Raw genomic sequence first — 26,485 nt, 5'->3', positions numbered from 1 at the left:
ACGGGCGCATGCTGGCCGCAGCCGTTCTGGCCCTGGCCGTATTGCAAGGGTGTACGGGGCGCCGAGCGTCCGTACCCCAAGCCGACCCTGCGCAGGTGCACGCAGAGCTGATGCGGTTGTTGCCCGCCAAGGCTGGCGACCGGGCCGGCTGGGCCGCTGATATCCAGAAGGCGTTCCAGGCCCAAGGTATCGAGCCTTCAAAGCGAAACCTGTGCGCGGTACTGGCTGTGACCGAGCAGGAGTCCACCTTCAACGCCGACCCCCAGGTGCCCCAGCTGGGCCGTATCGCGCGCGAGGAAATCAATCGGCGGGCTGCCCGTGTGCATGTGCCTAGAATGCTGGTCGACGGCGCGCTGCAAACCCCGTCTGGCAATGGCAAGACCTACGCACAGCGCTTGCAGGCAGTGCGCACCGAGAAGCAATTGAGCGAACTGTATGATGAGGTGATCGCGCGGGTGCCATTGGGCCGTACCTTGCTGGGGGGGCTCAACCCGGTACATACCGGCGGCCCGATGCAGGTGAGCATCGACTTTGCCGAGAAACACGCGCAAGCCTATCCCTACGCACGCGAGGGTAGCGTGCGCCAGGAAGTGTTCACGCGCCGCGGTGGCCTGTATTTCGGGATTGCGCATCTATTGGGCTATCCCGCCAACTACGAGCGTCAGCTCTATCGGTTCGCTGACTTCAACGCTGGCTGGTACGCCAGCCGTAATGCGGCGTTTCAGGCGGCGCTCAGCCAGGTCACCGGGATAGATCTGGCGCTGGACGGTGACCTGATTGCGCCTGGGTCGATCATGCCCGGCACCACGGAAAGGGCAGCACGTCAGCTGGGTCGGCAGTTGGGCCTGCGCAACCCGCAGATTCGCAGTCAGCTGGAGCAGGGCACCGAACTGGATTTCGAAGAGACTCGGCTGTACCGGGAGGTGTTTGCCCTGGCCGATGCCAGGGCCGGCCGTGCATTGCCGCGGGCCGTGCTGCCGGGCATCGAGCTCAAGAGCCCGAAGATCACCCGCAAGCTGACCACTGCCTGGTTTGCCGAGCGGGTGGATGGGCGCTATGAGCAGTGTATGAGTCGTTGAGTAAGTGCGGGTCTGCTCTTCTTATTCGGCCCTTATGCTCCACACAGGTACTGCGCTACCCCTTCAGCCTTGGCCTAATGCCTCGACGATCAGATCAACGCTGCTCTTCAAGCCTGCCAGCGTGTCGTCGGTATCGCTCTGCACGACAACCAGCTTCGCGCCGCTGTCTTTGATGACCTGCGCCACGGCGGCCTCTGGTTGCCGATGATCCAGGACCAGGGCCACGTCCTGGTTTTTGAGGTTGTCGGCCAAGGCTTTGAGCGCAGCGGCATCCCATTCGGTGGGCAGCGGCTGGTCCACCAGGTCCAGGTTCAATCCGCTGGCCAAGTAACCCAGCCGCTCCGAAAGGCTGACGGTGGTCAGGTTTTCCACCTTGGCCAGACGCGTCTGGCTATCGGCGGCCAGCGCCAACACTTGCTGCTTGAAGCCGGCAAGGTTGGTTTTTATGCGTGCCTTGTCCGCAGGTGACAGCCGCTCCAGATCATTGGCCACGACATCGGCCATGCGGCCCAGGTTGGTGGGGCTGAGCCATGGGTAGCCGGCGTAGGCATCAGCCCCCGTCACGGCGATGCCTGGCAATGCACCATCGACGGGGCGAGCGGCGTCGATTTCCACGATGCGGATATTGCTGCGCCGCGCCACCGGATAAAGCGGATCGTCTCGCCAGATCGAACGCACGCCGATCACAGCGTCAGCCTGCTGGGCCGCCTTGTGCAGGCTGGCTTCGCCACGACCACTGAAATATGACGGCTGGCGGCTGGCGGGCAAATTCGCCGGCGCAGCGCGTTTGAGCTCAACCGAAGTGCCTTCGAGCAAGGTGTTGGCCAGGCTGTGGGTCACCGGCAGGGTGGTCAGCACCTGGGTGGCCGAGGCCAGGGACGGCAGGCTGGTAAGGGCGACGGCCAGACACAGGCGTTTGAGGTTCATGCCGGGTTTCCTTGCAGACGTGGGACGAGCGCGCGGGCCAGGGCGGCCAGGGCGAAGCAGAGGCCAGCGACCAGAATGATCGCGGCGCCGGACGGTACAGGCAGGTCGAAGACAATGGGCAGCAGAATGCCGAACAGGGTGCTCAGGGTAGCGATGAACACCGAGATGAAGAAAAAGCCTTTCAATGACTGGCTGACCAGGCGCGCGGCAGCCGCGGGGATGACCAGTAACGCGCCCACCAGAATCGCACCGATTACTTTGACCGCGGCCACCGTGACCAAGGTCACCAGCACCACGAACAGGTAGTCCAGGGTTTTGACCGCCACCCCGCGTACAGCAGCCAGTTGCGGATTGAAGCTGGCCAGCATGATGCGGTTGTACAGCGGCAGCGCCAAGGCCAGCACCAGCACGGCGACGATTCCCAACACGACCAGGTCCTGACCGCTGACGGTCAACACCGAACCGAACAGCACGTTTTCCAGAATGTGCACGTTGATCCTGCCGGCCAGCATCAGCAGCAGGCTGGCGCCTAGCGCCAATGACACCGACAGGAACACGCCAATCAGCGTGTCGGGCGACAAGCCGGTGCGATTGCGCAGGAAATTCAGCAGGATGCCGAACAGCAGGCAATAGCCGAACAGACTGCCGTAGGGCCCAGTATAGGGTTCGCCCAACAGGATGCCGATGGCCACGCCAGTCAGCGCCGCGTGGCCGACCGCTTCGGAGAAGAAGGCAAAGCGCTTGACCACCACCAATGTGCCAAGGCCACCGAGCACCGGCCCGATCATCAACCCTGCCAGCAGCGCATTGACGACGAAGCCGTAGGCCAGCGCTTCGGGCAAGTAGCCTTGAACGGCCCACTGCTGCACCAGTTCACGGAAGGATTCGAAACTCATCAGGCAAGGCTCTCGCTGCGCGGATGGACGGAGAACAGCCCGAGCAGACGCTCAGGGGTGAGAGCCTGGGCAGGCGGTGCATCGAACAGCACGCGGCGGCTCAGGCCGGTTACCCGGTCAGCCAGCCGCAGCACGGCTTCAAGGTCATGCTCGATCCACAAGACAGTGGTGCCGGAGCGACGCCAGCTGGCCAGCAAGTGCTCGAACACACGAATACCCGCTTCGTCCAGTGCCGACATGGGTTCGTCCAGTACTAGTAGTTGCGGTTCGGGAATCAGCCCTTGCGCCAGTAGCACCCGCTGACGCTCACCGCCCGACAGTGCCCCCATGCGCCGCTTGCGCTTGTCGAGCATGCCGACGTGGGTCAGGGCCGCCTCGATGGCCGGCTGGACACGCTTGGACAACCCTAGGAAGGCGGGCTGGCGCTGGCACATGGCAGCCATGAAGTCGTCCACGGTCATGGGCAAGCCGCGGTCGAACTCCAGCGCCTGAGGCACGTAGCCGATCACCTCCCGCTCGCTGGGCCAGTGCATAGCCAATCGGCCCTGATGAGGCATCTGCCCCAGCAGTGTCTTGATCAGCGAGCTCTTGCCGCCCCCATTGGGTCCGACGATGGCATGCACCGAGCCGGCCGCGACGCTGAAACTGACCTGTTCGAGAATGCGCGTACGGCCCAGTTCGAGGTTGACCGCCTCGAACTCGATGCGAGGTCCACAAACCGGCAGCACCTGAGTGGCGGCGGTCATGCGCGGTTCTCCTCGATGGCGCGCACCACTGTGTCGAGGTTGCGCTTCATTTCGACCTCATACTTGTCCTTGGTGTATTCGCCGTAGGAAATATGCGTCAACGGGTACAAGCGCACGCCGGATTCACGCTGGATCGTTTCCACATAGGCCGAGGGGAAGTCCATTTCCGAGAAGATGACGCGCACATCCAGCGCTTTGAGTTGGTCGATGGTTTTCTTCAGCTGAGCGGGACTGGGCTCGATGCCATGGGCAGGCTCCACCACGGCGGTGACTTCCAGGCCAAAATCACGCACCAGATAATCGTAGGCAGCGTGGATCGTGGCCACCCGGAAGGTGGCACCAGGCGCTTGGCTCACCTTGGCCAAGGCCTCTGCACGCAGGGCACGCAGACGCTTGGCATAGGCCCGCGCATTTTGCGTGTAGAGTTTCGCGTTTTCCGGGTCCAGCTTGCCCAGCTCCCGGGCAATGTTATTGACCTGCGCAATGGTGGTGCTGATGGACAGGAATGTATGCGGATTGACGACCTTACCAGCGCCGCGTGCGGCAATGCCGGTTGCCGCGAGCAGAGGCACGTTCTGGTTCGATTCGATGGTGGCGATGTTCGGTTTTTCGCTGGCCGCGATCATGCGGTCGGCGAAGTCGTCATGACCGACGCCGTTGAGCACGACCACATCGAGCGTGCCGATGCGCTTGATGTCCTCGGCGCGAGGCTCGTAGGCATGCGGGTTGAAGCCAGCCGGAATCAACGGCACCACCTCGGCTTTGTCGCCAACGATGTTGCTCACATAGCTGTAGTAAGGGTGCAGGGTGATGCCGATACGCAGCGGTTTGCCGGCGTCGGCCAGGGCAAAGGCGGGTAGGGCGCAGGCCAGGAGCAGGGCGAGGGCGGAGCGAAGCATGGAACATTCCTTTGGAGTCAGTGACGGTGTTCGCGGGTGACACCGGCGTCGTAGTGGCTGACGACCTGGCGCCAGCCGGCGACGATCAGGCTTGCCGGGGCAAGGTCATCGACCGATGAGCTGGGGCTGTCTCTAAGGAGCCAGACCTCGGCCTCGGCGCCAGCTTCGGCGGGCAGGATCATCAGCAGGTCGCCGGCGATTTCCGGCGCCTGGCTGCGGCCCAGGTAGGCGCCGTCGGCCAGCAACGACCAGTGGTGATTGCCACGGCCCTGGCTACCGGCATCAACGACGAAAGGCGGCAGACCCTCGGCCGCCAGTGTTTGCACGTCGGGCACGGCGCCCTCTTCCTCGCGAAGGTACTGGATTTCGTCGAAGGCCACCCGCAGGTCGGTGTAGAGGCCTTGCTCAGCCGGCGTCAGGTCCCGCCGAGCGTCAATTTGATGGCTGGCGATCGGCTGATCGTCCACACGCTCCCCACGCACCAGCACGACGCTGGCTGCCAGGGCTACGATCAATGCACTGACCATCAGCACATACAGCGTTTCATGCCCGGCGCCGGCCGGGCGAATCACCTGAACCCGGCTCATGGTTGCGAAATGTCGGCGTAGTCGACTTCGACCACATGGCCAGGGCCTGCGTCGAACAACACGTAGAATTCACCATCCGGGCGCTTGAAGGTGAGGGTGGAGTCATCCCCGAGCTTGCCGCCGACCAGCACCTGTTCGTCGTAGCCGATCACGTCCAGGGTTACACCAGGTGCACCGCTACCGTCAGAAAAGCCGCCAGTGCATTTGATCTGACTGCCTGGCACTTCCTCACATTCACACATGGGGTTGTGTGCCATGGCAGCCGTCGCGGTCAACAGCAGTGATGGGAGCATGAGCCTACGCATGAGGTGTTTCATTTGTTGCCTCCTTGTTTCTTGAGCCAGGCCACGGTGGCTGGCGATGCCTGGGCCAAGGGCACCGAGGCTTGATGCATGCTGCCGTCCCAGCCTTCAAGGGTGATCCACACTTGGGCATCTGGCCGAGTACGCGGCGCAATTGGAAGGGAGGTACCCATGTGGTAGGGGGCCCCGAAGAAAATGGTGCCGGCGGCGCGCAGGCTGCGCGGCTTGCCGATGCGCAGGTAGGTGGCTTTCACCTCTTGGGCGCAGCCTTTGCAGAGCGAGGCATTGAACACCTTGAAGTAGCCGGCCGGACCATCGGCCTGGGGCACTTCGTCACGCATTTCAGCCAGGTCCAGGCTGTAGGGCCCTACTTTGATATCACGTATCACGTTCGCGCCCAGCCCGGCTTCGCCGCGAAACAGCTTGGCGTCGGCAAAGTACTGGGGCATGAAGCCCAGCGGGATCAGGACCAGCAGAATGTTCAGGTGAAACCGCCACTTCAACCAGATCTGCTTCAATGGCCGTTGCTCAAGGGTGTGTGCCTGGCTCATGGTTGGGTCTCCAGGGTAGGCTCGCGCTGTGCGACGCGCGGGGCGCGCTCGCTGCGCTTGAGGGCGGCGGCGGTAGCCTGGGCGGTGCGCTTGGTCCAGATGAGCAGGCCGCTGAACACCATCAAGGTCAATACCAGGCCGAAGAAGAACCACACCAGTTTGATCGGCAGCCCGCCGAAGTCGCCGGTGTGCAGCGGACGCATGGATTCGGTGACGAACTCCAGGGGCGTGCGGTCGCTGATGCGGAACTGGCTGTCGACCTGGCGGGTGTAGGGGTTGACCGAGGCATTCTGGAACATCAACGGGTACCACCCCGGCCCCGAAAGGCTGATATGGCTGTACGCCGTGGCGGGCAATATCACGAAGCTGACCTCAAGGCCCGGTACCGCTTGCCCGGCAATGCGCACGGCTTCGTCCAGGTCGATGCGTGGTGCCGGGGTGCCGTCGGTGGTCTGCGGCACGTCCTCGCGTGCAATCACCGGCACGATGGGGCGTGTGGAAATCGTGACGTGGTTATCGCCCAGAATGGCCTGGATCAGGAACCAGGTACCGGTAATGGAAATGACGGCGATGAACCAGATGGACCAGACGCCGGCCAGGCGATGCACGTCCCCCCAGAAAATCCGCGAGCCGTGACCGGTGCGCACCGGCTTGAAGAACCCCCTCCAGAATTTCTTGTACACCACCAGCCCTGTGACCAGGGACGCCAGCATGGGCAGGCCCAGTAGTGAAACAAGGTACCAGCCCCAGCTGTAACCGTTGGTGAATGGCACCAGCCACCACCCATGCAAGGCGCGGGTGAAGGCTTCGAAGTCGAAGTCGGGCGTCTTGCCCTGGATGGCCCCGGTGTAGGGGTTTACATACAGCGTGGGGCTGGTGCCGTCGGGCAGGGTAACGTTGGCAATGACCGCGAAGTGCGAGCCGTCGGGCTGGCGAAGCATGTCCACGATCATCTCGGGCTCGGCCTTGTGCAGCGCATCGAGCACTTGCTGGAAACTCAGGCGGTCCACGTCGGCATCGGGCTTGTTGGCGCGGACCGCAGGGTCGGCCAGCCATACGATTTCCTGGCTGACCACCGCGAGCATGCCGGTGAAACACACGATAAGGACAAAGAACCAGATCGGCAGCGCGAGCCAGCTGTGGACCAGGAACCAGAGCCTGGACTTGGATTTTTTCGGAGTTTTGGCCATCAGACGATCTTCACAATAAGGGGTCGAGCTTAAGCCCAACCCTGGAGAGCTGTATTGATAAGGACGAATGAGAATCGAAATTCCGTCGATTTAAATGCAAGGAAATGTTTCAGGCTGAGGAGCCGGCCCCCGCACCTGAAACGGGGGGGCGGTGGCGAAGCGTCTGTCAGGCGCGGGACAGGACCGCTTCTGGCAGTGGCAGGGTGCGCAACGATGGCAGGTCTTGATAGAGCGCACGGCCAATCTCGGCGGCCCGCGAGGGCAGAACCGACAGCAGCGTGTCGCTCAGACCATGGCTGTTCTCGCAGAAGCCTTGCAGGTACACCGACGCCTTGAGGTCGGGGCTGGTCAGTACGCGGTAGTTGCGATCGACGTTGAAGTCCTCCAGGTAGCCAGCCAGGGGGGCCAGCAAGTCGCGGTGCGAACGGCGCTCGTAGCCGGTGGCCAGGATGACGGCATCGTAGCGGTGGGTCTGTTGCTGGCCGGTGGCCAGGTCGCTGAGGGTCAACTCGATGCCTTCTGAGGTGCCCACCACCGCTTCTACCTGGCGCCGGCACAGCACGTTGTGGCGGAACTGATGGGCCACTTTTTGCCGATAGAGAATGGCGTAGATGCGCTCGATCAGGTTCAGGTCGACCACCGAGTAATTGGTGTTGTGGTATTCATCGAGCAACTTGCTGCGTTGATCGGCCGGTTCGTTGTAGACCAGGTCGGTGTAGTCGGGTGCGAAAATCTCGTTGACGAACGGGCTGTCGTCGGCTGGCTTGAGCGCCGAGGCGCGCAGGATCATGTCCACCTTCACCGACGGGTAGCTGTCGTTGAGATCGATGAACGCCTCGGCTGCGCTCTGGCCTGAGCCGATGACCGCGATGCGCATTGGTTTTCCGGCATTGCAGGGCAGCTGGCTGAGGCTGCTTAGGTAGCGGGAATGGTGGAACACGCGCGGGTCGTTCTTGAAGGCCGCGAACGTTTCCGGAATCTTCGGTGTTCCGCCGCTGCCCACCACGACCGAACGGGCCCTGCGGGTGTATTCCCGGCCTTCGGCATCACGGGACACCAGGCGCAGGTGCTCGACGCGGCCTTGGGTGATTTCAGGTTCGATACGCAGCACTTCTTCACCGTATACCGCCTGGGTCGCGAAATGTTCGGCAGCCCAGCGCAGGTAGTCGTTGTATTCCAGTCGGCAGGGATAGAAGGTGCCCAGGTTGATGAAGTCGGCCAGGCGCTGTTTCTGGTGCAGGTAGTTGACGAAGCTGTAGGGGCTGGTGGGGTTGCGCAGGGACACCAGGTCCTTGAGGAAGGAGATCTGCAACTCGCTCTGGGTGGCGAGGGTTTCACCGTGCCAGCGATAGTCCTGCTGCTTCTCGATAAATAGCGCGTCAAGGGCGCGCCCCTGGCTTTCGGCCAGCTCTTCGAGGGCGATTGCCAGCGCAAGGTTGGACGGGCCGAAGCCTACGCCGATCAGATCTTTGATGGTTTCCTGCTGTGTGGCTTGGGTCATGGCCGCGATTCCATAAGGTCGATGTGGACGCTCACCGGTGATCCGGCTACCGCGCTGGTACATCTTCTGGAACGAGCCAACCGACAGGGAATTTAGCAGGGCTCAAGACAAGCCCATTTGTGCCGATAAATGGGGCACGGACCGGTTTTGGAGCAAGGAATCATCATGGTCGCAATCAACTCGAGCAATCTGTTGATCAACGGCGTCTCAGCCCAGACGCTGAGCGTTGACGCTGCCGCCGAGCGTGAACGGCGTGTGCAGGCGGGCGAAGCGCCCGGCCCGTTGAGCATCACCAGTGACAGCCTCAACGCCACGGCTACGGGCCAGGCACAATCTGCCCAGAGCGACGACAGCGACGAGCCAGAGGCCGTCAAGCAGCTGCGCGAGTTGATCAAGACGTTGCAGAAACAGCTGGCAGAGGAGCAGAAACAACTTTCAGCGCTGATGAACAGCGACATGGAAGAGACCGCGAAGATGGCTGCCATCAGCACCAAGCAAAGCAGCATTGCCACGCTCAGCAGCCAGATCATCGCGGCCTCGGCACAGTTGCTCGAACTGTTGCAGCAAAGCGGTGGTGGCAGTGCCGGTGGCCTGGTCAGCACCCGTGCCTAGCCGGCGCTGACCAAACCGAGAGGGTCAATCGGCGGCCAACCGCGCTTTGTTGTGACGATCGGCCTTGTACTGCATGGCCACCGCTGGGGCTGGCTTGGCCGCGCCCGTCTCCAGCCACTGGCGCATACGGCTGGCATCGGCGAAGTGGGTGTACTTGCCGAATGCATCGAGAATGACCATGGCGACCGGACGGTTGTCCATGCGTGTCAACAGTACCAAGCAGTGTCCAGCCTCGTTGGTGAAGCCGGTCTTGGTCAGCTTGATGTCCCAGTTGCTCTTGTTCACCAGGTGATCAGTGTTGCGAAACCCGAGTGTGTAATTGGGTTTGCTGAACGCTACGGTTTTCTCACGGGTGGTCGACAACGTACTCAACATAGGGTACTTGCGCGACGCCATCAACAGCTTGGTCAGGTCGCGGGCAGTGGAGACGTTCTGAGTCGAAAGACCGGTGGGTTCGATGTAGCGGGTATGGCTCATGCCCAGGCTGCGTGCCTTGGCGTTCATCGCCTTGATGAAAGCCGGGTAACCGCCAGGGTAGTGGTTGGCCAGGGTGGTTGCGGCGCGGTTTTCCGAGGACATCAGGGTGATCAGCAACGTCTCGCGTCGGTTCAACTGGCTGCCGAGCCGAACCCTGGAGTAGACGCCTTTCATGTCCGGGTTGTTGGCAATGGTCATGGTCAGCATTTCGTCCATGGGCAGCTTGGCATCGAGCACGACCATGGCCGTCATCAGTTTGGTCACCGACGCAATGGGCAGCACGCGGTCAGGGTGACTGGCGTACAGCTCCTTGTTGGTGTTGAGGTCGATCAACAAGGCGCTGCCGGAGGCCAAGTGCAGCTTGGCGGGGTCACGTTGCAACTGGGCAGCGGGCTGTGCAGCGACAGCGCCGGTAATAGGGGTCAGGGTACCTGTGAGCAACAACACAAGGCTGAGGGTGGACAGGATCGTTTTCACGTTGAGGCTCACTAAAGAGGGCTATGTCGTTGGCATTGCGAGGGTTTTCCCCAAGCCGGCGCATTCTGGAGTATGGCTCAAGCCGTGTCGATTGCCTTATCACCAATGGGCGCAAGGTGAAGGAAATTTAATCCTGCGGGTACGGCTTCAGCGCGTTGAGTAGGCCAACTCCCCATCCTTTGGTCGTCCCCTCTCACTGAACCGCTTGGGCTGATTTACTGATTCGAGGTGAACTCCGTGGGACTCGGCCCTGTCACCTTTGAACATACGGAGGATCCAGGCATGGTTGTGAAATTGAGAACGTATCGCGGAGATGACATCCCGGAGTGGTACCAGCGTGACGATCTCGATGAACTCTACGAGGTCGAGGACCAGGAGGGGAGTGTACAATTGCTCGAAGATGATGAAGATGCAGTGAAGCTCGTCGTAGACCTTACCTATGAAGATGACACGGCCCCCAAGCCAGAGTGATGGGAAGCAAATGAAGCCTCGCAGCGGGCCTAGCCCCCACGGGCCTGCTGGCACTTTCGGATCGTAAAATACCTATGCCCTGCGCCAGGCACGCGAGGCGATGCGCGTGAGTCGCAGCTCGGTGATGGTCAACCCGACCAATATCAAGCCTGCGCCGGCCAGACGCTCTGCAGGCAAACGATCACCGGCAAGGAAGTAGCCGAACAGGCCGCCGAAAATTGGCTCGCATATGAGTATCAATGCAACCTTTTCCGGGGGCAACACCGCTTGGGCACGGTTCTGGATGGCGTAAGCCAAGGCTGTTGCCAGCAGCGCCAATACCAGGAGGGTGGTGGTGACAGGTAGCGTGGTGGGTACGAAGAACTCGTTGTTCGACCAACTCCATATCAGCGAAAGCACGCCGACGACGCTTAATTGAATCGAAGCCGATGCCAAAGCGAGCGCAGGCGTGGTGAACGTCGATACCATCACGATATGCAACGCGAAGCACACGGCACACCCCAGCACCAGCAAATCGCCGTAGTGCAGGGTAAATCCATCCAGGCTCAGCAGGCCGAGCCCGACTACCGCGATACCGGTTCCGACCCCTTGCTTCAGGCTGGGGCGACCCTTGCCCATGAGGTAGATCAGCACCGGCGTGAACACAGTACACAGGCCCGTGATGAAACCAGCATTGGAGGGCGTCGTCAGGGCAGTACCGGAGGTCTGCAGCGAAAAAGCCAAAAACAGCACGATCCCGGCCAAGCCAGCACTCAACCAAGTGCGTGGGCCCATCAGTCGAAACGAGCGAATCGAGAAGGGGAGCAACGCCAATGCGGCCAGGCTGAACATCCACGCATTCAAAGTGGAGGCAGCCATGATGCTCAGCGTGTCGTGCTTGGCCACGAAGCTCCAGCCCCATACCGCGGTGACAGCCAGAAGCGAAATCGACCAGAGGGTGTTTTTAGACATGACGAATCCTTGGGCAGGCATTTATACCGAATGCCTTGCCGAGAAATGTCTGTCAGCGGTACCTAAGAACGCAAAGATAAAGCGTTGCCTGCCCACTGGCAATTACCAGGTTGGTAGCGCCCTGCGGCCTAGTTGTCGGATGAGTGGTCCGTACCGGTGCACCCCACCAGCAGCATGATCATCGCCTCGATCGACCACGGCTTGGCAATGAATGCAGCGGTGGGTGGTAATGGCACGTCGAGCCTGCTGTGCCCGCCACTGGTCACGATCACAGGCAAGCGCGGCCATTTTTCGTAAGCCGTCCAGGCCAGATCCCAGCCATCGGAAAGCCCCGGTGTGCGCACGTCGGTCACCACCGCCGCCCAGGGCTGCTTATCGAGTTGGCGAATACCCTCTTCGGCGGTATCCACAGAGACGACCGTCGCGCCTGTATCTTCTATGATCATGGCCAAGAATTCCCGCAGGGCAGGCTCGTCCTCGACCACTAAGATCCGTTTTCCCTTCATGAGCGCAGACCATCGTTTCCATCATGTGCTTCCGAGGGCGTGGTCAGCACCGCGTTGCTTCGAATGGATAAGCGGTGCAATTTGTACAGCTATTGGCATGAAACTCGACGGCTGTACAACAGTGGCATGCATGCCATCACCGGTTTCAGCTGCTCGTCCAGGTCGCTCAATAGATGCGTTTGCCTAGCTTTTGGGTAAACGGGGCGGTGATCTGGCAACTGAATCCAGCAGGCTCGTAGTTGAACGTCACCTTGCCGTTGAACGCGTTGCGTAAGCTGCCTTGCATCATCAGAGTGCCATAGCCTCGCCTGGTGGGCGGCGCAACCGCTGGACCGCCGGTTTCATGCCAGTTGAAGGTGAAATGTGGCGGTGAGTCCATTTGCTCTTCAAGCTGCCAGCTGAAGGCCACAACGCCGCCGCATTGGGAAAAGGCTCCATATTTCGCGGCATTGGTCGCCAGCTCGTGCAGGACCAACGCCAATGCAGAAGCCGCCTCGGGCGCCAGGATTATGTGCGGCCCGCTTTTGTCGTCGTGCATGTCCGTCACATAGGGGGCCAAGGTTTCAGTCACCAGGCTGTGCAAGCTGATCGGGACCTTCGCGAGCGCCAGCGTATGAGCCTTCTGCATCGTCACCAGGCGGTTTTGCAGAACACTGCGGAACTCGGTGATTTCTGGATGATGCTTCGCCGTCAGGATGGCAACAGCGCCAATGGTACTGAACAGGTTGCGCATACGATGATCAAGTTCGGTCACGAGTATCGCCGCCGCTTCCTGGGTACGGCTGTAGGCGCAGAGCTGCGCGCACAAACGCAAGGCGCTGGGCATCTGTGCGCGAAAAGCCTTGGTAATCGGGCGTTGCGGGTCATAAATCAGGGCGATCGTGCCTTGTACGGCGCCGTCCTTGTCCTGGGCCGGAAACGACGTCAATGCTTTGAGCCCATGCTCACGAAACAGGCCCTTCCACGCTGCTGCGAAACGTGGATCGGTAGCCACGTCAGGCACATCAATGGCCGCGCCGCTGAGAATGGCCAAACCGCATGAGCCGCGGTTTGTCGAAATGGGGTTGCCAGTGAGCTTGCTGCTGAATGCTTCAGGCAGGCTCGGAAAGACAGAGTGCCTGAAGGTTTTGCCTGGATGGTCCAGGATATTGATGCCGACGTGACTACCCGGCAGTTGCGCAGCCAGTGCAGTGACGAAGGCGCTCAGCAAAGGGAGGATGGATTCACCGTTGGCCATGATCTCGATGGCCTCGTCCCGAAAGCTGTCGACCAGTGCCGTCATGAGCCAGGAAGCCTTGCAGGGAATGGCAACGACGTCTCCTTGGACGAAGTGTCTCGGTGTTTTAAAACGGCAAGGTTACAGCGTTTCGCGGATGCGCGCAGCCTGGCGAGTGACAGGGCACTTAAAAAAAAGCCCGCACGATGGCGGGCAACAGGGAGCAGCACTAAATGTTCGTGTCAGGCGAGTAGGCTGAGGGGTTGCAGCTGTTCGATCAGGGCGCGCGCACTGGCCAGGCTCGGCATCGGCCCGCTGACCGGCTCGCCATTACTGACCAGGTACCAGCAAGCCAGCAGGCCCTGATTGCGCAAGGAGGCCGGTACTGCCGAGCCGATCACGGACATGATCTCGATAGTGGACATCTACAGCCCTCCGCTAAGACATGGCGTTACTGTACCGACGCCTTGGGCGGGACTGAAATCAATGTGCTCAATAGTGCTTATCAGTTTTGCCTAATGTGCTGGCGTCATTGTGCATGGTCGATTCGTAGGGCGTTGCGAGCAGCCTCGAGTCGGTATGCGTGGGGCATCCGCTCTGCTAGGCTCACTCACCGTCTGTACACCGCAAAAGGATCGTGTATGTCCCTTATACCCAGCCGGGATACCGTGCTGTGCATTTCCCTGGCAGGCCGTCCAGGGACCTTCGGTGTCCGCTTCCACAACCACCTCTATGAGCAGCTTGGCCTGGATTTCTATTACAAGGCCATGCGCACCGATGACTTGCCGGCTGCTGTAGCGGGCATCCGGGCGCTTGGCATTCGTGGTTGTGGTGTCTCGATGCCGTACAAGGAAGCGTGCATGGCGTTGGTCGATGAAATTGACCCCTCGGCTGCGGCAATCGACTCCGTCAACACCTTGGTCAATACCGAGGGCCACCTCAAAGCCTATAACACTGACTACCTGGCAGTCCGGCAGTTGCTGACGCAGCACAAGGTGGACCCGGCTACGGCGTTCGCCTTGCGCGGCAGCGGTGGCATGGCCAAGGCGGTGGCCAGTGCGTTGCGTGACGCAGGTTTTGGCGAAGGCATGATTGTCGCCCGTAACGAGCAGGCCGGGCGGGAACTGGCCGATGTGTGCGGCTACCGCTGGCTGCCCGAGCTTGGCGACCTTTGCCCGCCGATGCTGATCAACGTCACCCCGGTGGGCATGGCAGGTGGGCCGGAGGCGCAGCAGTTGGCGTTCAGCGAGATGGCAATTGCTGCGTCCGAGCGCGTATTCGATGTGGTGGCCATGCCCGCGCAAACACCGCTGAACAAGCTCGCAGAGCAGCTCGGCAAGCAGGTGATCACCGGGCTTGAAGTCATCGCACTGCAAGCGTTGGAGCAATTTGTCCTGTACACCGGGATCAGGCCAACGGCTGAACAGGTACAAGCTGCCGTGACCTACGCGCGTCAAGGCTGAGCCAGCTGCAGAGCCTGCGACATGCAGCGACCAGCAAGCAAAGCCGGGTCGCTGCAGCGATCAGCGCACCTGGGTGACTTGATCCAACTGCTTGTCAACCAGCGCACGGCCATACGCCAGCGACACATGCTGGGCATTGTCCAAGTCGCTGAAGAACTTCATGGGCATCGATAGCCGGCGGCTGACATGGCCGTCGGGCGCTGTGATCAGGCAGCCTGCCGCAAAGGGGAGCGGCGAGTCAGGATGAGGCATGACGCTGGCGGTGATGACGTGCTTGCGGTATTCACACTGGAGCGATTGCATGATCGGTACCTCGCTGTGGCAATGAAGCCTCTACTTCATATACCACAGCAAAGGGTATGCGGGCGGTCACCCGACAAGCGTGGCCTGTGAGCCTTAGGCTTTCACCTCGCCAGGCTGGATGACCTCGACCCAGTAACCATCCGGATCCTTGATGAAGGCCAGGTGGTTCATGCGTCCGTCTTGCAGGCGTTTCTGGAACGGCACGCCCAGGGCTTCGAAGCGGGCGCAGGCTTCACGTACGTCCGGCACCGAGACACAGATGTGGCCGAAGCCGCGTGGATCGGTATTGCCATCGTGGTAGGCGAAGTCGGCATCCTGTTCGGTGCCATGGTTGTGTGTGAGTTCGAGCACGCCCGGGATCGACTTCATCCACTGGTGGCGGGCATGGTCGTCCTCTGGGATCTGGGCAGGGTCGACCAGGGCCAGGAAGTACAGGCTGAAAGCAGCTTCCGGGAAATCACGCTTGTCCACCAGGCGGAAACCCAGTACGCGGGTATAGAAATCCAGCGACTTCTGGATGTCCTTGACCCGCAGCATGGTGTGGTTGAAGACGAATTGGGCAGTGGCAGCGTCAGGCTGTGCGGTGACGCCCGGAACGGTTTGCAGATCGTGCAAGCTCATGGAAACTCCTGAGACGGGGCCGGGTGCAAGGACCCGGCGAAACGGACAGGCTGCTCATGATACGGCAGTGAAACGATTGCGCAAATGAAAGCGCCCTGCTGAAGGCAGGGCGCTGGAATTAGAGGCCCGCGTGTGCGGGCGCGTGATGGGGTCGCTAGTCCGTTAGCTGTGTTTATGATGCCTATGGCGCTGTGAAAAAAGTGTGAAGCAAGTGTTGAGGTTTCATCATTGCGCCAACGCGAGCACATTCATGGCCAGTCGCCTTTTAGCGAGTGGGCGAAATGGCACGGGAGGGGAAATGATACAGGTACTGCTGATCGGCATTGGTGCTGGCGATCCTCGTCAGTTGACCTACGAAGCGGTCGAGGCGTTACGCTGCGTAGACGTGTTTTTCGTCATGGACAAAGGTCCCGAGGTCCAGGACCTTCTGGAGGTGCGCAAGGCGATCCTGCAGCGCTACCTACCCGACGACAGCTATCGCATCGTGCAGATTACCGACCCGCGACGCGCCAGGCAGGCTCCAGGGTATGCCGAGTCGGTCGATGTCTGGCACCGTCAGAGGGCCATGGCGTATGCCTCGCTGCTGCAGGCGCAACTGCACCCAGGGCAGACCGGCGCATTTTTACTATGGGGTGAACCAGGCTTGTACGACAGCACGCTACGTGTGATGGAATTGGTCCGCGAGCAGGGCGTGTCGCTTGCTTTGAAGGTTGTACCAGGAATAAGCAGCATGCAGCTGTTGGCCGCCCGTCACCAGATCGCGCTCACACGTGCCGGTGAGCCATTGATCGTGCTGCCAGGACGGCGGCTGGCGGATCTCGAGCAAGTCGACAATGTTGTGGTGATGCTCGACAGTGCCTGCGTCTTTGCTGAGCTGTCCGATCCGGCGCTCACGATCTTCTGGGGGGCCTACCTGGGAACCGCAGACGAGATGGTGATCGCCGGGCCACTTGACGCGGTCAAGGCACGTATTGTGGAGGCCCGGTCAACTCTACGCAGGCGCAAGGGCTGGATAATGGACATCTACCTGCTGCGCCGTGAAGCACGCCCGACAACGGATTATCAAGCCGAACCAACTACCCCGCTTGATGGGCATCAAGGATAGAGGCCACCTTGTCTCGCAATTGGTCAATGGAGTAAGGCTTGCCAATTCTGTACATGCCTTCAGGCACTTCGACGTTGTCGCCATAGCCACTGGCGAACAGCACAGGAAGCCCTGGACGCAGTGCGCGTGCACGCTTGGCCAGGTCATGGCCATCCATGTCCGGCAAGCCAACATCGGTTATCATGAGTTCGAGCGTTTGGTCAGGATTTTCGAGTACTTTCTTTGCGGTCGTGGCGTCTTGCGCCTCGATCACGTCATATTTCAATTCGTCGAGGACCTCGACCATGAGCATGCGTACGATGTCGTCGTCCTCGACTACCAGAAGGGACATGGTTCAGATCCTGTCTTGTTGAATGTCTTTTGTTCTGTGCGTCGCCAGGGCCCAGAAGTTCCCGAAGAATACCTATCTGATCGATCCGATGGAACGATTGGAGCAGGTATGTTTCAAATGCTGGCTAAATGCCGGGCACGCTGATCAGGGCGTGCGCCAGGCCAGGGGCTGCCGCTTACTATAAGGAAAGATTGACCATGCTGTTCATGGACCTCATTTGCTCGGGCGTTTTCAGATGATACAAGCTGCCTCGATGGATCAACGTAGCTTTCGCAAGCTGTTGAGCCGCAACATCGGCCTGCCCCTGGGGCTCGGCCTGCTCGGTGCCGTGGCGTTCGTCGCCGTTATCAACTACCTGCTGTCTGCCATGCAGTGGGTGGAACATACCGACCAGGTGATCGGTAACGCCAACGAAACGCTCAAGCTCTCGATCGACATGGAAACCGGGATGCGCGGTTTTCTGATCACAGGCGATGAGCGTTTCCTAGACCCGTACGAGGTGGCCAAGCCCAGGATCTTCAACAGCCTGCAAAGCCTGCGAAGCATGGTCGAGGACAATCCCCAGCAGGTCGAGCGCATCGATCGGCTGATCGCGCTGCAGGGCGCGTGGAACGACTTCGGCAGCCAGATGATCGACCTGCGCCGCGCCGAAGGGGGATACCGAGAACTGATCGGTAACGGCCGTGGCAAACGCCTGACCGACGAAATCCGCAAGGAATTCGAGGACCTGATCGGCGCCGAGCAACAGCTGCGCATGACCCGTAACGAGACGGTCAGCACTGTCACCGTCGCGGGCATCATCACGTTCATTGTGTTGCTGGTCGGGCTCAGCGCATTGCTCGCCTACCTCGGACGCCGAGACCTGCTGGCCTTGTCCGACAGCTACACCAAGAACTTGCAGGCCCAGCAGCGCGCTGCAGAGCGACTGGAGCATCAGGCCTGGCTGCGTAACGGCCAGACCCAACTGGCCCAGCAGGTGCTGGGTCAATTGTCCTTGCCCATGCTGGGTGACAAAGTCCTGCGGTTCTTCGCTGCCTACCTGGGCAGCGTGGTTGGCGCCGTGTATGTGCGTGATGAACATGGCCGCCTGGTGCGGGTGGCTAGTTATGGGCTCGAAGCCCAGGAACAGGCCCGCGAGCAGGTGCTGGGTGATCATCACGGCTTGCTGGCACAAGCGGTGCGTGAAGAACGGTTGATCCGCCTCGATGCCTTGCCGGAAGACTATTACCGGTTGGCGTCGGGCCTGGGCAAGGGCCTGCCTCGCAGCGGCCTGATCGTGCCGGCCACCGAGGACGGTCAAGTCAACGGTGTCATCGAGCTGGGCCTGCTGCGCCCCTTGCAGGACCGCGACGCGGAGATGCTCGAGCGTGTGGCGGGCAACCTGGGCATGTCCATCGAAAGCGCCCGCTACCGTCAACGCCTGCAGGAAGTGCTGGCCGAAACCCAGCAGCTCAACGAAGAGCTACAGGTCCAACAGGAAGAGCTGAAAACCGCCAACGAAGAACTCGAAGAGCAGTCCCGGGTGCTCAAGGAGTCCCAGGCTTACCTTGAGACCCAACAGGCGGAGCTTGAGCAGACCAACGAGCAATTGTCCGAGCGCACCGATGCACTGGACCTCAAGAACGAGGAGCTTAGCCGTGCACAGGCCGAGCTTCAGGCTCGTGCCGATGAGCTGCAGCGTTCGAGCAAGTACAAGTCCGAATTCCTTGCCAACATGTCCCATGAGCTGCGCACGCCGCTCAACAGCTCGCTGATCCTGGCCAAGCTGCTTGCCGAGAACGGCGAAGGCAACCTGAGCCAGGAGCAGGTCAAATTCGCCGAGTCCATCTACTCGGCGGGCAATGACCTCCTTAACCTCATCAATGACATTCTGGACATTGCCAAGGTCGAAGCCGGCAAGCTTGAGGTGCGCCCCGAAACGACCCACGTCGATCGGCTGGTCGAGGGCTTGCGTGACATGTTTAAGCCACTGGCCTCTCAGAAGGGGCTGGGCTTCGAGGTTACAGCGGCCGAGCACGTGCCTGCGACCTTGTTCACCGATCGCCAGCGCCTTGAACAGATCCTCAAGAACCTGTTGTCCAACGCCATCAAGTTCACCGAGCGTGGTCAGGTCAGCCTGAATATCGGCTACCAGCCCGAGGCCGGCATCGTGTTCGCGGTGCGCGACACCGGGATTGGCATCGCGCCCGATCAGCAGCAAGCCATTTTCGGTGCATTCCACCAGGTCGATGGCACCAGTAACCGCCGCTATGGGGGCACCGGGCTGGGCCTGTCCATCTCCCGCGACCTGGCCCGCCTGTTGGGCGGGCAGATCACCGTACAGAGCACGCCGGGCCAAGGCAGCGTATTCAGCCTGGTACTGCCAGAGCGCCATGATGTCGACGAACAGCCCGTCGCGCCGCTTACCCTACGCCCTGCGGTGACTGCGTTGCCATCGGTCATCCAGCCGCCAGCAGCGGCGGCCAAACCGCCGATCCTGGCCTTCACCGATGACCGCGAGCGGGCGCCGTTCACCAACCGCTGCATTCTGGTCATTGAGGACGAGCCAAACTTTGCCCGTATTCTCTTCGATCTGGCCCATGAACTGGGCTACAGCTGCCTGGTGGCCCATGGCGCCGACGAGGGCTTCGAGCTGGCTGCTCGGTTCCTGCCCGATGCCGTACTGCTGGACATGCGACTGCCGGACCATTCCGGCCTGACCGTACTGCAGCGCCTGAAGGAACAAGCCGAGACGCGGCACATCCCGGTGCATATCATTTCGGTCGAGGACCGCGTCGAAGCAGCCATGCACATGGGCGCAGTCGGTTATGCGGTCAAACCCACCAGCCGCGAAGAGCTCAAGGAAGTCTTCGCGCGCCTGGAAGCCAAGCTGACCCAGAAGCTCAAGCGTATCCTGCTGGTAGAGGACGATGACCTGCAGCGAGAGAGCATTGCCCGGCTGATCGGCGACGAAGACGTCGAGATCACCGCTGTGGGCCTGGCCCAGGAAGCCTTGGCACTGCTGCGCGAAAACGTCTACGACTGCATGATCATCGACCTCAAGCTGCCTGACATGCTCGGTAACGAGTTGCTCAAGCGCATGACGGCTGAAGATATCCGCGCGTTCCCACCTGTGATCGTCTACACAGGTCGTAACCTGACGCGTGAAGAGGAGGCCGACCTGCTCAAGTATTCGCGCTCGATCATCATCAAGGGCGCACGCTCGCCCGAGCGTCTGCTCGATGAGGTCACCCTGTTCCTGCATAAGGTGGAATCGCAGCTGTCCCATGAGCGTCAGCGTATGCTCAAGACGGCGCGAAGCCGCGACAAGGTATTCGAAGGGCGCAAGATCCTGCTGGTGGACGACGATGTGCGCAACATCTTTGCCCTGACCAGTGCCCTGGAGCACAAGGGGGCCATCGTCGAAATCGGCCGCAACGGCCGCGAAGCCATCGAACGCCTCGAACAGCATGAGGATATCGACCTGGTATTGATGGACGTCATGATGCCGGAAATGGATGGGTTCGAAGCGACCCGGCTGATCCGCCAGCAGCCTCGCTGGCGCAAGCTGCCGATCATCGCCGTGACTGCCAAGGCGATGAAGGACGACCAGCACCGCTGCCTGCAGGCCGGCGCCAATGATTACCTGGCAAAGCCCATCGACCTGGACCGCCTGTTCTCGCTGATACGTGTGTGGTTGCCGCAACTGGAGCGAATTTGATTAGCGAACGCAATACCGACATCGAGATCCGCTTGCTCATCGAGGCCATCTACCTCAAGTACAGCTACGATTTCCGCAATTATTCTGGCGCTTCGATCAAGCGCCGGATCCTGCATGCCCTGCGCCAGTTCGACTGCCAGACCGTGTCTGCGCTTCAGGAGCGGGTACTGCATGACCCTGGCATGTTCATGCAGTTGTTGCAGTACCTGACGATTCCAGTCAGCGAGATGTTTCGCGACCCTGGCCACTTCCTTGCCCTGCGCAACGAAGTGGTTCCGCTGTTGCGCACATGGCCATCGATAAAGATCTGGATCGCCGGCTGCAGCACAGGCGAGGAGGTGTATTCGATGGCCATCTTGCTGCGCGAGGAGGGTCTGCTGGAGCGCACCATCATCTACGCCACCGACATCAACCCGCACTCGCTGGAAAAAGCCAAGCAAGGCATCTATTCCATGCCAAGCATGCGCGAGTATGAAGAAAACTACAGGTTGGCCGGTGGGCGACGCGACTTCTCCGACTACTACACTGCTGCTTACGGCAACGCCATCATGGACAGCACCTTGCGTGAGCAGGTGACCTTCGCCGATCACAGCCTGGCCACCGACAGTGTGTTCTCGGAAACCCAGCTCGTCTCGTGCCGCAACGTGCTCATCTATTTCGACAAGGTCCTGCAGGACCGCGCCCTGGGCCTGTTCCATGAGTCCCTTTGCCACCGGGGTTTTCTGGTGCTGGGCAGCAAGGAGTCGGTTGATTTCTCGGCCTACAGCCAGCGCTTCGAGCCCTGGGTCAAGCCTGAACGGATCTACCGCAAGTCATGAAGGGCATACAAGCTGTCGTGATCGGCGCCTCGGCGGGCGGTGTGACTGCCTTGTTCAAGGTGCTCGGCGGGTTGCCAGGGGCGTGCAAGGTGCCTGTGGTGTGCCTGTTGCATCTGCCCGAGGACCGGCATAGTCATCTGGCTGAAGTGCTGCAACGTCGCTTGGGCCGACCAGTGCTCGAGGCACGCGACAAGCAGCCTTTGCAAGACGGCGGTATCTTCGTGGCGGGCCCTGGTTACCACCTCTCGGTAGAATGCGACTTCACCCTTTCTCTGAGCCAGGAGCCGGCGCAGCACTTTTCCAGGCCTTCGATCGACTACCTGTTCATGTCGGCAGCCGATGCCTATGGCGCGGCACTGCTGGGCATACTGCTCACTGGCGCAAATGAAGATGGCGCCCAAGGCCTTGCGTACATCAAGAACAGCGGCGGCCGGACCATTGTCCAGGACCCTCGCGATGCACAGGTCGCGCTGATGCCGGAGGCCGCTTTGGCCCTGCATCGTCCCGACCATATTCTTCCTTTGAGTGGTATCGAGCAGTTGCTTGGTACTCTGGAATCCAGCGCATGTTAAGCCAGACCATCGCCAAACTGCTGATCGTCGACGATCTGCCAGAAAATCTCCTGGCCCTCGATGCCCTCATACAGGGTGACGATCGCGAGGTGCATCAAGCCCAGTCCGCCGAAGCGGCGTTGTCACTGCTGCTTGAGCACGAATTCGCCTTGGCCATCCTGGATGTGCAGATGCCTGGCATGAACGGTTTCGAGCTGGCCGAGCTGATGCGCGGTACCGAAAAAACCCGCAACATCCCTATCGTGTTCGTGACCGCGGCTGGGCGCGAAATGAACTATGCCTTCAAGGGCTACGAAAGCGGCGCCGTGGATTTTCTCTACAAACCGCTCGATACCATGGCGGTCAAAAGCAAGGTGTCGGTTTTCGTGGATCTCTACCGACAACGCAAAGTGCTCGACCAGCAACTGCAAGCGCTCGAGCGCAGCCGGCAGGAGCAGGAGGCCTTGCTGGATAAGCTGCAAAGCGCGCGCTGCGAGCTGGAGCACGCCGTGCGGATGCGTGACGATTTCATGTCCATCGTTTCCCATGAGGTGAGAACGCCTCTGAACGGTTTGATCCTGGAAACGCAACTGCGCAAGCTGAACCTGGCCAGGGGCAATCTGGAGGCTTTCAGTGAGGAAAAGCTCAAGGCCATGGTCGAGCGCGACGAGCGTCAGATCAACAGCCTGATACGGCTGATCGAAGACATGCTCGACGTGTCACGCATCCGCACCGGTAAACTCTCACTGCGCCCGAAGCTGTTTGACCTCAGCCAACTGGTACGGGGGCTGGTGGAGAACTTCACGGCGCAAGCGATCGCGCTGGATACCCGAATCGACCTGCACTGTGACGGGTGCCTGGCTGGCGAGTGGGACGAATTTCGCATCGAGCAAGTGCTGGCGAACCTGCTGTCCAACGCCCTGCGCTATGGGGAGCGCAAGCCTGTACACGTACGGGTGTTCGAGCTGGACGGCATGGCATGCGTGCAGGTGCAAGACAATGGCATTGGCATTGGTGCGGCCAACCAGCAGCGTATCTTCCAGCAGTTCGAGCGGGTCTCGAACCATAAGGCGACGGGTGGCCTGGGGCTTGGGCTCTATATCTCCGAGCAGATCGTACAGGCCCACCGCGGGCGTATTCTGGTCGAAAGCGAGGAGGGCCAAGGTGCCACGTTCACCCTGCAATTGCCGTTGGGCGTGTGCGAACAACAAAACGATCAGGCGCGGGCAACCTCTGCGTGAGCCCGGGGTCTGATGGCAAACTGCAAGAATTTCCAAGGTTTCGATATGAGTGAAGATGCACAAGATGTGGTGCTGGTCGTCGAGGATGAACCGGCTATTCGCATGATTTTGCGGGACTACCTGGCCGGGGAGGGGTACCACGTGCTGGTAGCCGAAGATGGCGAGCAGGCGTTTGCCATCCTGGCCAGCAAGCCGCACCTAGACCTGATGGTGACCGACTTCCGCTTGCCCGGTGGCATCTCAGGCGTGGAAATCGCTGAACCCGCAGTCAAGTTGCGGCCAGACCTCAAGGTGATCTTCATCAGCGGCTATCCAGCGGAGATCCTGGAGTCCGGTAGCCCGATCACCCGCAAGGCGCCCATCCTGGCCAAGCCGTTCGACCTCGACACATTGCATGACAAGATCCAGACCCTGCTGCGCTGACAGCGGCAGGTTAAACCAAAGCGGGTGGCCACTGGTTCAGCAATCAGTGGCCTGGTTCCAGTTCCACCGCAGGATTGAGCGTCAATGGGCGAACCGCTTGGCCCCGGCAACACACAGCACCGCACCCACCGTCACCGACACCATTGCCCAGCTCACCTGCTCGTGCAGCAAAACTGCTGCCAAACCCAGCCCAATGAAGGGCTGTACCAACTGCAATTGGCCGACCGCCGCAATCCCGCCCTGGACGAGCCCGCGGTACCAGAACACGAATCCGATGAACATGCTGAACAACGAGACATAACCGAAGCTGAACCAGGCAGAGGCGCCGACTTGCGTCAGGTTCGCCATCGTGGGCATGGTGATGACCGCCAACACCAGCATCGCGGGCAGCGCGAGCAACAACGACCAGCTGATGACCTGCCAGCCGCCCAATGTGCGAGACAGTCGTGCACCTTCTGCATACCCCAATCCGCATACCACGACTGCCGCGACCATCAACCCATCACCCACTATCGAAGCCTGCCCTGCATAGGCCGATGCATAGCCCGCCACCAACCCGGCACCAGCCAACGAAAATGCCCAGAACAGCGGCCTAGGACGCTCGCCGCCGCGCAGCACGGCAAAGCCGGCGGTGCACAGCGGCAATAGCCCCACAAATACGATGGAGTGGGCGGAGCTGACGTGCTGCAAGGCCAATGCAGTCAGTAGCGGAAACCCGACCACGACGCCGAGCGCTGTCACGGCCAGGGATGGCCAATCGCCTCGTCGGGGCTGGGGCTGACGCAGCAAGATCAGGCAACAAGCACCCACCAACGCGGCAATGGTTGCCCTTGCGCAGGTCAGAAAGGTGGGTTCGAACGCTGCCACTGCCACGCGCGTTGCGGGCAAGGAGCCTGCGAAAATGACCACGCCGATAAAACCGTTGATCCAGCCGCTTGCTGTTCTCTGCATCTCGCACTCCTTGTCGTCAATGAAGCCAGTACAACACCGATGTGCGCGCAGATGCCATGTACAATCCAGTACAGTTTGGCGGAACTGTTAGGTATTGATGGGCAGTACAGGTGGGAGGAATCCGGTGAAAGAGCACAGCACGCGCATTGCAAAGGTCATGGCTGAAATCCATGCCCGCATCGCGGCCCGTACCTATTTGCCCGGTGCGCGGATACCTTCAGTACGGGCAATGGCGCAGAGCATGCAGATCTCGGTGTCGACCGTGGTCGAAGCCTACGAACGACTGGTGGCCGGAGGGGTACTCCATGCCCGCCGTGGCGCCGGGTTTTATGTGGCAGGGGGCGTGGCGCCCTTGGTGCTGACCGAGCTGGGACCCAAGCTTGAGCATGAGGTCGATCCACTGTGGATCTCTCGCCAGGCGCTCGAACCCGCTGGCGCCCTGTTGAAACCTGGCTGCGGCTGGCTTCCTGCGCACTGGATGTTCGAGGCTGGAGTGCGCAAGGCGCTCCGGGCTACGGCGCGCTCGCAAGCCGAGCAGGTGGTTGAGTACGCATCGCCGCAGGGCCATCGGCCGCTGCGCGATTTTCTGTCGCGGCGACTGGCCGGCTTTGGCATCGACGCACCGGCGGAGCAGGTCATGCTCACCGAGTCCGGCACGCACGCCATCGACCTGATCTGCCGTTTTCTGCTCCAACCCGGTGACACCGTACTGCTCGACGATCCCTGTTATTTCAACTTCCATGCCTTGCTCAGGGCCCACAGTGTCAACATCGTCGGTGTGCGTCAGACCCCTACCGGCCCGGATATCGATGCATTCGGTGCTGCCCTGGCGGCGCATTCGCCACGGCTCTACATCACCAATTCCGGCATTCACAACCCAACAGGTGCCTCCCTGTCACCGGGCACTGCGCACCGGCTGCTCAAGCTCGCTGAGGCCTCGGGCCTGTTGATCGTCGAGGACGACGTTTTCGCCGATTTCGAGCATACGCCAGCGCCCAGGCTCGCAGCCTTCGATGGTCTGGCCCGGGTCATCCAGATTGGCAGTTTCTCCAAGACCGTCTCCGCTTCGGTCAGGTGTGGGTATATCGCCGCACGTCATGACTGGATCCAGAGCCTGGTCGACCTGAAGATCGCCACCATCTTCGGAGGCGGTCGTCTGGCAGCGGACATCGTTCACCATGCGATCACCAGCAGCGGCTACCGCAAGCACATGGAGACCGTGAGGATGCGCCTTGCCATCGAAAGGGACAGAACGGCTGAAAAGCTCAAAGCGCTCGGCATCATTCCCTGGCTGATGCCACAGGCAGGGCTGTACCTGTGGTGCCGTCTGCCGCAGGGCAAGGACGCGGCCGCGTTGGCCAAGGTGTGCTTGAACAATGGCGTGGTGTTGGCGCCTGGGAACGCGTTCAGCCAGTCCCAGACGGCAGGCGATTATGTGCGTTTCAATGTTGCGCAGTCAGCCGACGGGAAAATCTACGAGGTACTGGCGCGGGCTCTGAATGCCTGAGCCTTGCGCCTGGGTAGGCCCGCGAACCCTGACGCCCGAGCTTTTCTGAACCCTCGTCAATCGGGCAGTGCCCAACGTTACTC

The 26,485-nt window shown here is 60.8% G+C and carries 29 protein-coding genes; 11 read left to right on the top strand and 18 right to left on the bottom strand.

Translation table 11 applies throughout. The annotated features are described in order from the left end of the window. The first annotated feature begins 8 nt into the window (after window positions 1–8). Window positions 9–1,079, top strand: a complete 1,071-nt coding sequence (locus tag B2Y33_RS19625; RefSeq protein ID WP_165919251.1) for a DUF1615 domain-containing protein — start codon at window positions 9–11, stop codon at window positions 1,077–1,079. 63 nt (window positions 1,080–1,142) lie between these two features. Here the strand turns inward: B2Y33_RS19625 and B2Y33_RS19620 are convergent, their stop codons facing one another. The 9 genes from B2Y33_RS19620 to B2Y33_RS19580 all read right to left on the bottom strand — a co-directional run bounded on the left by B2Y33_RS19620 (window position 1,143) and on the right by B2Y33_RS19580 (window position 8,678). Continuing rightward, window positions 1,143–2,006, bottom strand: a complete 864-nt coding sequence (locus B2Y33_RS19620; RefSeq protein ID WP_028686980.1) for a metal ABC transporter solute-binding protein, Zn/Mn family — start codon at window positions 2,004–2,006, stop codon at window positions 1,143–1,145. Then, entirely contained in the window at window positions 2,003–2,902 is a 900-nt protein-coding gene (locus tag B2Y33_RS19615; protein WP_027914694.1) for a metal ABC transporter permease, read from the bottom strand. Before B2Y33_RS19615 ends, B2Y33_RS19620 begins: the two co-directional genes overlap by 4 nt. Continuing rightward, complete coding sequence (locus tag B2Y33_RS19610; protein ID WP_027914695.1) at window positions 2,902–3,648, bottom strand: metal ABC transporter ATP-binding protein; 747 nt, start codon at window positions 3,646–3,648, stop codon at window positions 2,902–2,904. The genes B2Y33_RS19615 and B2Y33_RS19610 overlap by 1 nt, the downstream gene beginning before the upstream one ends. Then, on the bottom strand, window positions 3,645–4,547 hold the full coding sequence (locus B2Y33_RS19605; protein ID WP_027914696.1) for a metal ABC transporter substrate-binding protein: 903 nt from the start codon (window positions 4,545–4,547) through the stop codon (window positions 3,645–3,647). Before B2Y33_RS19605 ends, B2Y33_RS19610 begins: the two co-directional genes overlap by 4 nt. A 17-nt stretch (window positions 4,548–4,564) precedes the next feature. Continuing rightward, window positions 4,565–5,134, bottom strand: coding sequence for a DUF6162 family protein (locus tag B2Y33_RS19600; RefSeq protein WP_197874134.1), 570 nt, complete (start codon window positions 5,132–5,134; stop codon window positions 4,565–4,567). Beyond that, window positions 5,131–5,451, bottom strand: coding sequence for a hypothetical protein (locus B2Y33_RS19595; RefSeq protein WP_027914698.1), 321 nt, complete (start codon window positions 5,449–5,451; stop codon window positions 5,131–5,133). The genes B2Y33_RS19600 and B2Y33_RS19595 overlap by 4 nt, the downstream gene beginning before the upstream one ends. After that, window positions 5,448–5,987 (bottom strand): hypothetical protein, encoded by a 540-nt coding sequence (locus B2Y33_RS19590; RefSeq protein ID WP_027914699.1) that lies wholly within the window; start codon window positions 5,985–5,987, stop codon window positions 5,448–5,450. The genes B2Y33_RS19595 and B2Y33_RS19590 overlap by 4 nt, the downstream gene beginning before the upstream one ends. After that, entirely contained in the window at window positions 5,984–7,177 is a 1,194-nt protein-coding gene (locus B2Y33_RS19585; protein WP_027914700.1) for a PepSY-associated TM helix domain-containing protein, read from the bottom strand. The genes B2Y33_RS19590 and B2Y33_RS19585 overlap by 4 nt, the downstream gene beginning before the upstream one ends. A gap of 166 nt (window positions 7,178–7,343) precedes the next feature. Continuing rightward, entirely contained in the window at window positions 7,344–8,678 is a 1,335-nt protein-coding gene (locus B2Y33_RS19580) for a lysine N(6)-hydroxylase/L-ornithine N(5)-oxygenase family protein (protein ID WP_028686982.1), read from the bottom strand. A 165-nt stretch (window positions 8,679–8,843) separates the two neighbouring features. Here B2Y33_RS19580 and B2Y33_RS19575 point away from each other — a divergent pair, with 165 nt between their 5' ends. Then, complete coding sequence (locus B2Y33_RS19575) at window positions 8,844–9,290, top strand: hypothetical protein (RefSeq protein ID WP_027914702.1); 447 nt, start codon at window positions 8,844–8,846, stop codon at window positions 9,288–9,290. A 24-nt stretch (window positions 9,291–9,314) separates the two neighbouring features. Here the strand turns inward: B2Y33_RS19575 and pbpG are convergent, their stop codons facing one another. Beyond that, window positions 9,315–10,244 carry a D-alanyl-D-alanine endopeptidase gene (pbpG, locus tag B2Y33_RS19570; RefSeq protein ID WP_110606797.1) on the bottom strand — a complete coding sequence of 310 codons (930 nt, stop codon included), beginning with the start codon at window positions 10,242–10,244 and terminating at the stop codon, window positions 9,315–9,317. Between the two features lie 282 nt (window positions 10,245–10,526). Here pbpG and B2Y33_RS19565 point away from each other — a divergent pair, with 282 nt between their 5' ends. After that, complete coding sequence (locus B2Y33_RS19565; RefSeq protein ID WP_206405283.1) at window positions 10,527–10,715, top strand: hypothetical protein; 189 nt, start codon at window positions 10,527–10,529, stop codon at window positions 10,713–10,715. Window positions 10,716–10,787: 72 nt separating this feature from the next. Here B2Y33_RS19565 and B2Y33_RS19560 read toward each other — a convergent pair whose 3' ends face one another. From B2Y33_RS19560 to B2Y33_RS19545, 4 genes are all read right to left on the bottom strand, one after another. Next, window positions 10,788–11,666, bottom strand: coding sequence for a DMT family transporter (locus B2Y33_RS19560; RefSeq protein ID WP_027914705.1), 879 nt, complete (start codon window positions 11,664–11,666; stop codon window positions 10,788–10,790). A gap of 128 nt (window positions 11,667–11,794) precedes the next feature. Further along, the gene (locus B2Y33_RS19555; RefSeq protein ID WP_027914706.1) at window positions 11,795–12,172 is read right to left on the bottom strand and encodes a response regulator; all 378 of its coding nucleotides are present in this window, start codon (window positions 12,170–12,172) and stop codon (window positions 11,795–11,797) included. Window positions 12,173–12,338: 166 nt separating this feature from the next. Further along, window positions 12,339–13,409, bottom strand: coding sequence for an HWE histidine kinase domain-containing protein (locus B2Y33_RS19550; RefSeq protein ID WP_260507329.1), 1,071 nt, complete (start codon window positions 13,407–13,409; stop codon window positions 12,339–12,341). Between the two features lie 221 nt (window positions 13,410–13,630). After that, the gene (locus B2Y33_RS19545) at window positions 13,631–13,813 is read right to left on the bottom strand and encodes a hypothetical protein (protein WP_206405281.1); all 183 of its coding nucleotides are present in this window, start codon (window positions 13,811–13,813) and stop codon (window positions 13,631–13,633) included. Window positions 13,814–14,029: 216 nt separating this feature from the next. Between B2Y33_RS19545 and B2Y33_RS19540 the strand changes: the two genes are divergently transcribed. Further along, the gene (locus B2Y33_RS19540) at window positions 14,030–14,851 is read left to right on the top strand and encodes a shikimate 5-dehydrogenase (protein ID WP_206405280.1); all 822 of its coding nucleotides are present in this window, start codon (window positions 14,030–14,032) and stop codon (window positions 14,849–14,851) included. 60 nt (window positions 14,852–14,911) lie between these two features. Here the strand turns inward: B2Y33_RS19540 and B2Y33_RS19535 are convergent, their stop codons facing one another. Together B2Y33_RS19535 and gloA are read right to left on the bottom strand one after the other, a co-directional pair. Then, window positions 14,912–15,154 carry a hypothetical protein gene (locus tag B2Y33_RS19535; protein WP_027914709.1) on the bottom strand — a complete coding sequence of 81 codons (243 nt, stop codon included), beginning with the start codon at window positions 15,152–15,154 and terminating at the stop codon, window positions 14,912–14,914. Window positions 15,155–15,247: 93 nt separating this feature from the next. After that, window positions 15,248–15,775: a lactoylglutathione lyase gene (gene gloA, locus B2Y33_RS19530; protein WP_028686986.1), complete on the bottom strand. Its 528-nt coding sequence runs from the start codon at window positions 15,773–15,775 to the stop codon at window positions 15,248–15,250. Window positions 15,776–16,073: 298 nt separating this feature from the next. On the opposite strand from gloA, the gene cobF reads away from it, so the two are divergent. After that, entirely contained in the window at window positions 16,074–16,880 is an 807-nt protein-coding gene (gene cobF / locus B2Y33_RS19525) for a precorrin-6A synthase (deacetylating) (RefSeq protein WP_042139299.1), read from the top strand. Here the strand turns inward: cobF and B2Y33_RS19520 are convergent. Next, entirely contained in the window at window positions 16,852–17,211 is a 360-nt protein-coding gene (locus B2Y33_RS19520) for a response regulator (RefSeq protein WP_110606795.1), read from the bottom strand. The genes cobF and B2Y33_RS19520 overlap by 29 nt on opposite strands. 235 nt (window positions 17,212–17,446) lie before the next feature. On the opposite strand from B2Y33_RS19520, the gene B2Y33_RS19515 reads away from it, so the two are divergent. Genes B2Y33_RS19515 through B2Y33_RS19495 form a run of 5 tightly spaced genes read left to right on the top strand, consistent with a single transcriptional unit; the run spans window position 17,447 to window position 23,944 of the window. After that, a complete protein-coding gene (locus B2Y33_RS19515; RefSeq protein ID WP_206405279.1) occupies window positions 17,447–20,911 on the top strand; it encodes a response regulator in 3,465 nt (1,154 codons plus the stop codon). Next, the gene (locus tag B2Y33_RS19510; protein WP_027914713.1) at window positions 20,908–21,729 is read left to right on the top strand and encodes a CheR family methyltransferase; all 822 of its coding nucleotides are present in this window, start codon (window positions 20,908–20,910) and stop codon (window positions 21,727–21,729) included. Before B2Y33_RS19515 ends, B2Y33_RS19510 begins: the two co-directional genes overlap by 4 nt. Further along, a complete protein-coding gene (locus tag B2Y33_RS19505) occupies window positions 21,726–22,301 on the top strand; it encodes a chemotaxis protein CheB (RefSeq protein WP_027914714.1) in 576 nt (191 codons plus the stop codon). The genes B2Y33_RS19510 and B2Y33_RS19505 overlap by 4 nt, the downstream gene beginning before the upstream one ends. Beyond that, entirely contained in the window at window positions 22,295–23,521 is a 1,227-nt protein-coding gene (locus B2Y33_RS19500; protein ID WP_110606793.1) for a hybrid sensor histidine kinase/response regulator, read from the top strand. Before B2Y33_RS19505 ends, B2Y33_RS19500 begins: the two co-directional genes overlap by 7 nt. Before the next feature lie 45 nt (window positions 23,522–23,566). After that, window positions 23,567–23,944: a response regulator gene (locus B2Y33_RS19495; protein WP_027914716.1), complete on the top strand. Its 378-nt coding sequence runs from the start codon at window positions 23,567–23,569 to the stop codon at window positions 23,942–23,944. An 81-nt stretch (window positions 23,945–24,025) separates the two neighbouring features. On the opposite strand, the gene B2Y33_RS19490 is transcribed toward B2Y33_RS19495, so the two are convergent. Beyond that, window positions 24,026–24,895, bottom strand: coding sequence for a DMT family transporter (locus B2Y33_RS19490; protein ID WP_028686989.1), 870 nt, complete (start codon window positions 24,893–24,895; stop codon window positions 24,026–24,028). Between the two features lie 124 nt (window positions 24,896–25,019). Here B2Y33_RS19490 and B2Y33_RS19485 point away from each other — a divergent pair, with 124 nt between their 5' ends. Beyond that, a complete protein-coding gene (locus B2Y33_RS19485) occupies window positions 25,020–26,402 on the top strand; it encodes a PLP-dependent aminotransferase family protein (RefSeq protein ID WP_206405278.1) in 1,383 nt (460 codons plus the stop codon). Window positions 26,403–26,485: the final 83 nt, after the last annotated feature.

Origin of the sequence: Pseudomonas sp. UBA5666, from assembly GCF_002420785.1 — a bacterium.
Taxonomy (GTDB): domain Bacteria; phylum Pseudomonadota; class Gammaproteobacteria; order Pseudomonadales; family Pseudomonadaceae; genus Aquipseudomonas; species Aquipseudomonas fulva.
The sequence above is the reverse complement of the archived record's forward strand: the minus strand, read 5'-3'. Positions and strand labels throughout refer to the sequence as shown.

What these genes read in the sequence shown, in the direction of transcription:
- B2Y33_RS19625 (WP_165919251.1), top strand. Translation starts at nt 9, where the DNA reads ATGCTGGCCGCAGCCGTTCTGGCCCTGGCCGTATTGCAAGGGTGTACG.
- B2Y33_RS19620 (WP_028686980.1), bottom strand. Translation starts at nt 2,006, where the DNA reads ATGAACCTCAAACGCCTGTGTCTGGCCGTCGCCCTTACCAGCCTGCCG.
- B2Y33_RS19615 (WP_027914694.1), bottom strand. Translation starts at nt 2,902, where the DNA reads ATGAGTTTCGAATCCTTCCGTGAACTGGTGCAGCAGTGGGCCGTTCAA.
- B2Y33_RS19610 (WP_027914695.1), bottom strand. Translation starts at nt 3,648, where the DNA reads ATGACCGCCGCCACTCAGGTGCTGCCGGTTTGTGGACCTCGCATCGAG.
- B2Y33_RS19605 (WP_027914696.1), bottom strand. Translation starts at nt 4,547, where the DNA reads ATGCTTCGCTCCGCCCTCGCCCTGCTCCTGGCCTGCGCCCTACCCGCC.
- B2Y33_RS19600 (WP_197874134.1), bottom strand. Translation starts at nt 5,134, where the DNA reads ATGAGCCGGGTTCAGGTGATTCGCCCGGCCGGCGCCGGGCATGAAACG.
- B2Y33_RS19595 (WP_027914698.1), bottom strand. Translation starts at nt 5,451, where the DNA reads ATGAAACACCTCATGCGTAGGCTCATGCTCCCATCACTGCTGTTGACC.
- B2Y33_RS19590 (WP_027914699.1), bottom strand. Translation starts at nt 5,987, where the DNA reads ATGAGCCAGGCACACACCCTTGAGCAACGGCCATTGAAGCAGATCTGG.
- B2Y33_RS19585 (WP_027914700.1), bottom strand. Translation starts at nt 7,177, where the DNA reads ATGGCCAAAACTCCGAAAAAATCCAAGTCCAGGCTCTGGTTCCTGGTC.
- B2Y33_RS19580 (WP_028686982.1), bottom strand. Translation starts at nt 8,678, where the DNA reads ATGACCCAAGCCACACAGCAGGAAACCATCAAAGATCTGATCGGCGTA.
- B2Y33_RS19575 (WP_027914702.1), top strand. Translation starts at nt 8,844, where the DNA reads ATGGTCGCAATCAACTCGAGCAATCTGTTGATCAACGGCGTCTCAGCC.
- B2Y33_RS19565 (WP_206405283.1), top strand. Translation starts at nt 10,527, where the DNA reads ATGGTTGTGAAATTGAGAACGTATCGCGGAGATGACATCCCGGAGTGG.
- B2Y33_RS19560 (WP_027914705.1), bottom strand. Translation starts at nt 11,666, where the DNA reads ATGTCTAAAAACACCCTCTGGTCGATTTCGCTTCTGGCTGTCACCGCG.
- B2Y33_RS19555 (WP_027914706.1), bottom strand. Translation starts at nt 12,172, where the DNA reads ATGAAGGGAAAACGGATCTTAGTGGTCGAGGACGAGCCTGCCCTGCGG.
- B2Y33_RS19550 (WP_260507329.1), bottom strand. Translation starts at nt 13,409, where the DNA reads ATGGCCAACGGTGAATCCATCCTCCCTTTGCTGAGCGCCTTCGTCACT.
- B2Y33_RS19545 (WP_206405281.1), bottom strand. Translation starts at nt 13,813, where the DNA reads ATGTCCACTATCGAGATCATGTCCGTGATCGGCTCGGCAGTACCGGCC.
- B2Y33_RS19540 (WP_206405280.1), top strand. Translation starts at nt 14,030, where the DNA reads ATGTCCCTTATACCCAGCCGGGATACCGTGCTGTGCATTTCCCTGGCA.
- B2Y33_RS19535 (WP_027914709.1), bottom strand. Translation starts at nt 15,154, where the DNA reads ATGCAATCGCTCCAGTGTGAATACCGCAAGCACGTCATCACCGCCAGC.
- gloA (WP_028686986.1), bottom strand. Translation starts at nt 15,775, where the DNA reads ATGAGCTTGCACGATCTGCAAACCGTTCCGGGCGTCACCGCACAGCCT.
- cobF (WP_042139299.1), top strand. Translation starts at nt 16,074, where the DNA reads ATGATACAGGTACTGCTGATCGGCATTGGTGCTGGCGATCCTCGTCAG.
- B2Y33_RS19520 (WP_110606795.1), bottom strand. Translation starts at nt 17,211, where the DNA reads ATGTCCCTTCTGGTAGTCGAGGACGACGACATCGTACGCATGCTCATG.
- B2Y33_RS19515 (WP_206405279.1), top strand. Translation starts at nt 17,447, where the DNA reads ATGATACAAGCTGCCTCGATGGATCAACGTAGCTTTCGCAAGCTGTTG.
- B2Y33_RS19505 (WP_027914714.1), top strand. Translation starts at nt 21,726, where the DNA reads ATGAAGGGCATACAAGCTGTCGTGATCGGCGCCTCGGCGGGCGGTGTG.
- B2Y33_RS19500 (WP_110606793.1), top strand. Translation starts at nt 22,295, where the DNA reads ATGTTAAGCCAGACCATCGCCAAACTGCTGATCGTCGACGATCTGCCA.
- B2Y33_RS19495 (WP_027914716.1), top strand. Translation starts at nt 23,567, where the DNA reads ATGAGTGAAGATGCACAAGATGTGGTGCTGGTCGTCGAGGATGAACCG.
- B2Y33_RS19490 (WP_028686989.1), bottom strand. Translation starts at nt 24,895, where the DNA reads ATGCAGAGAACAGCAAGCGGCTGGATCAACGGTTTTATCGGCGTGGTC.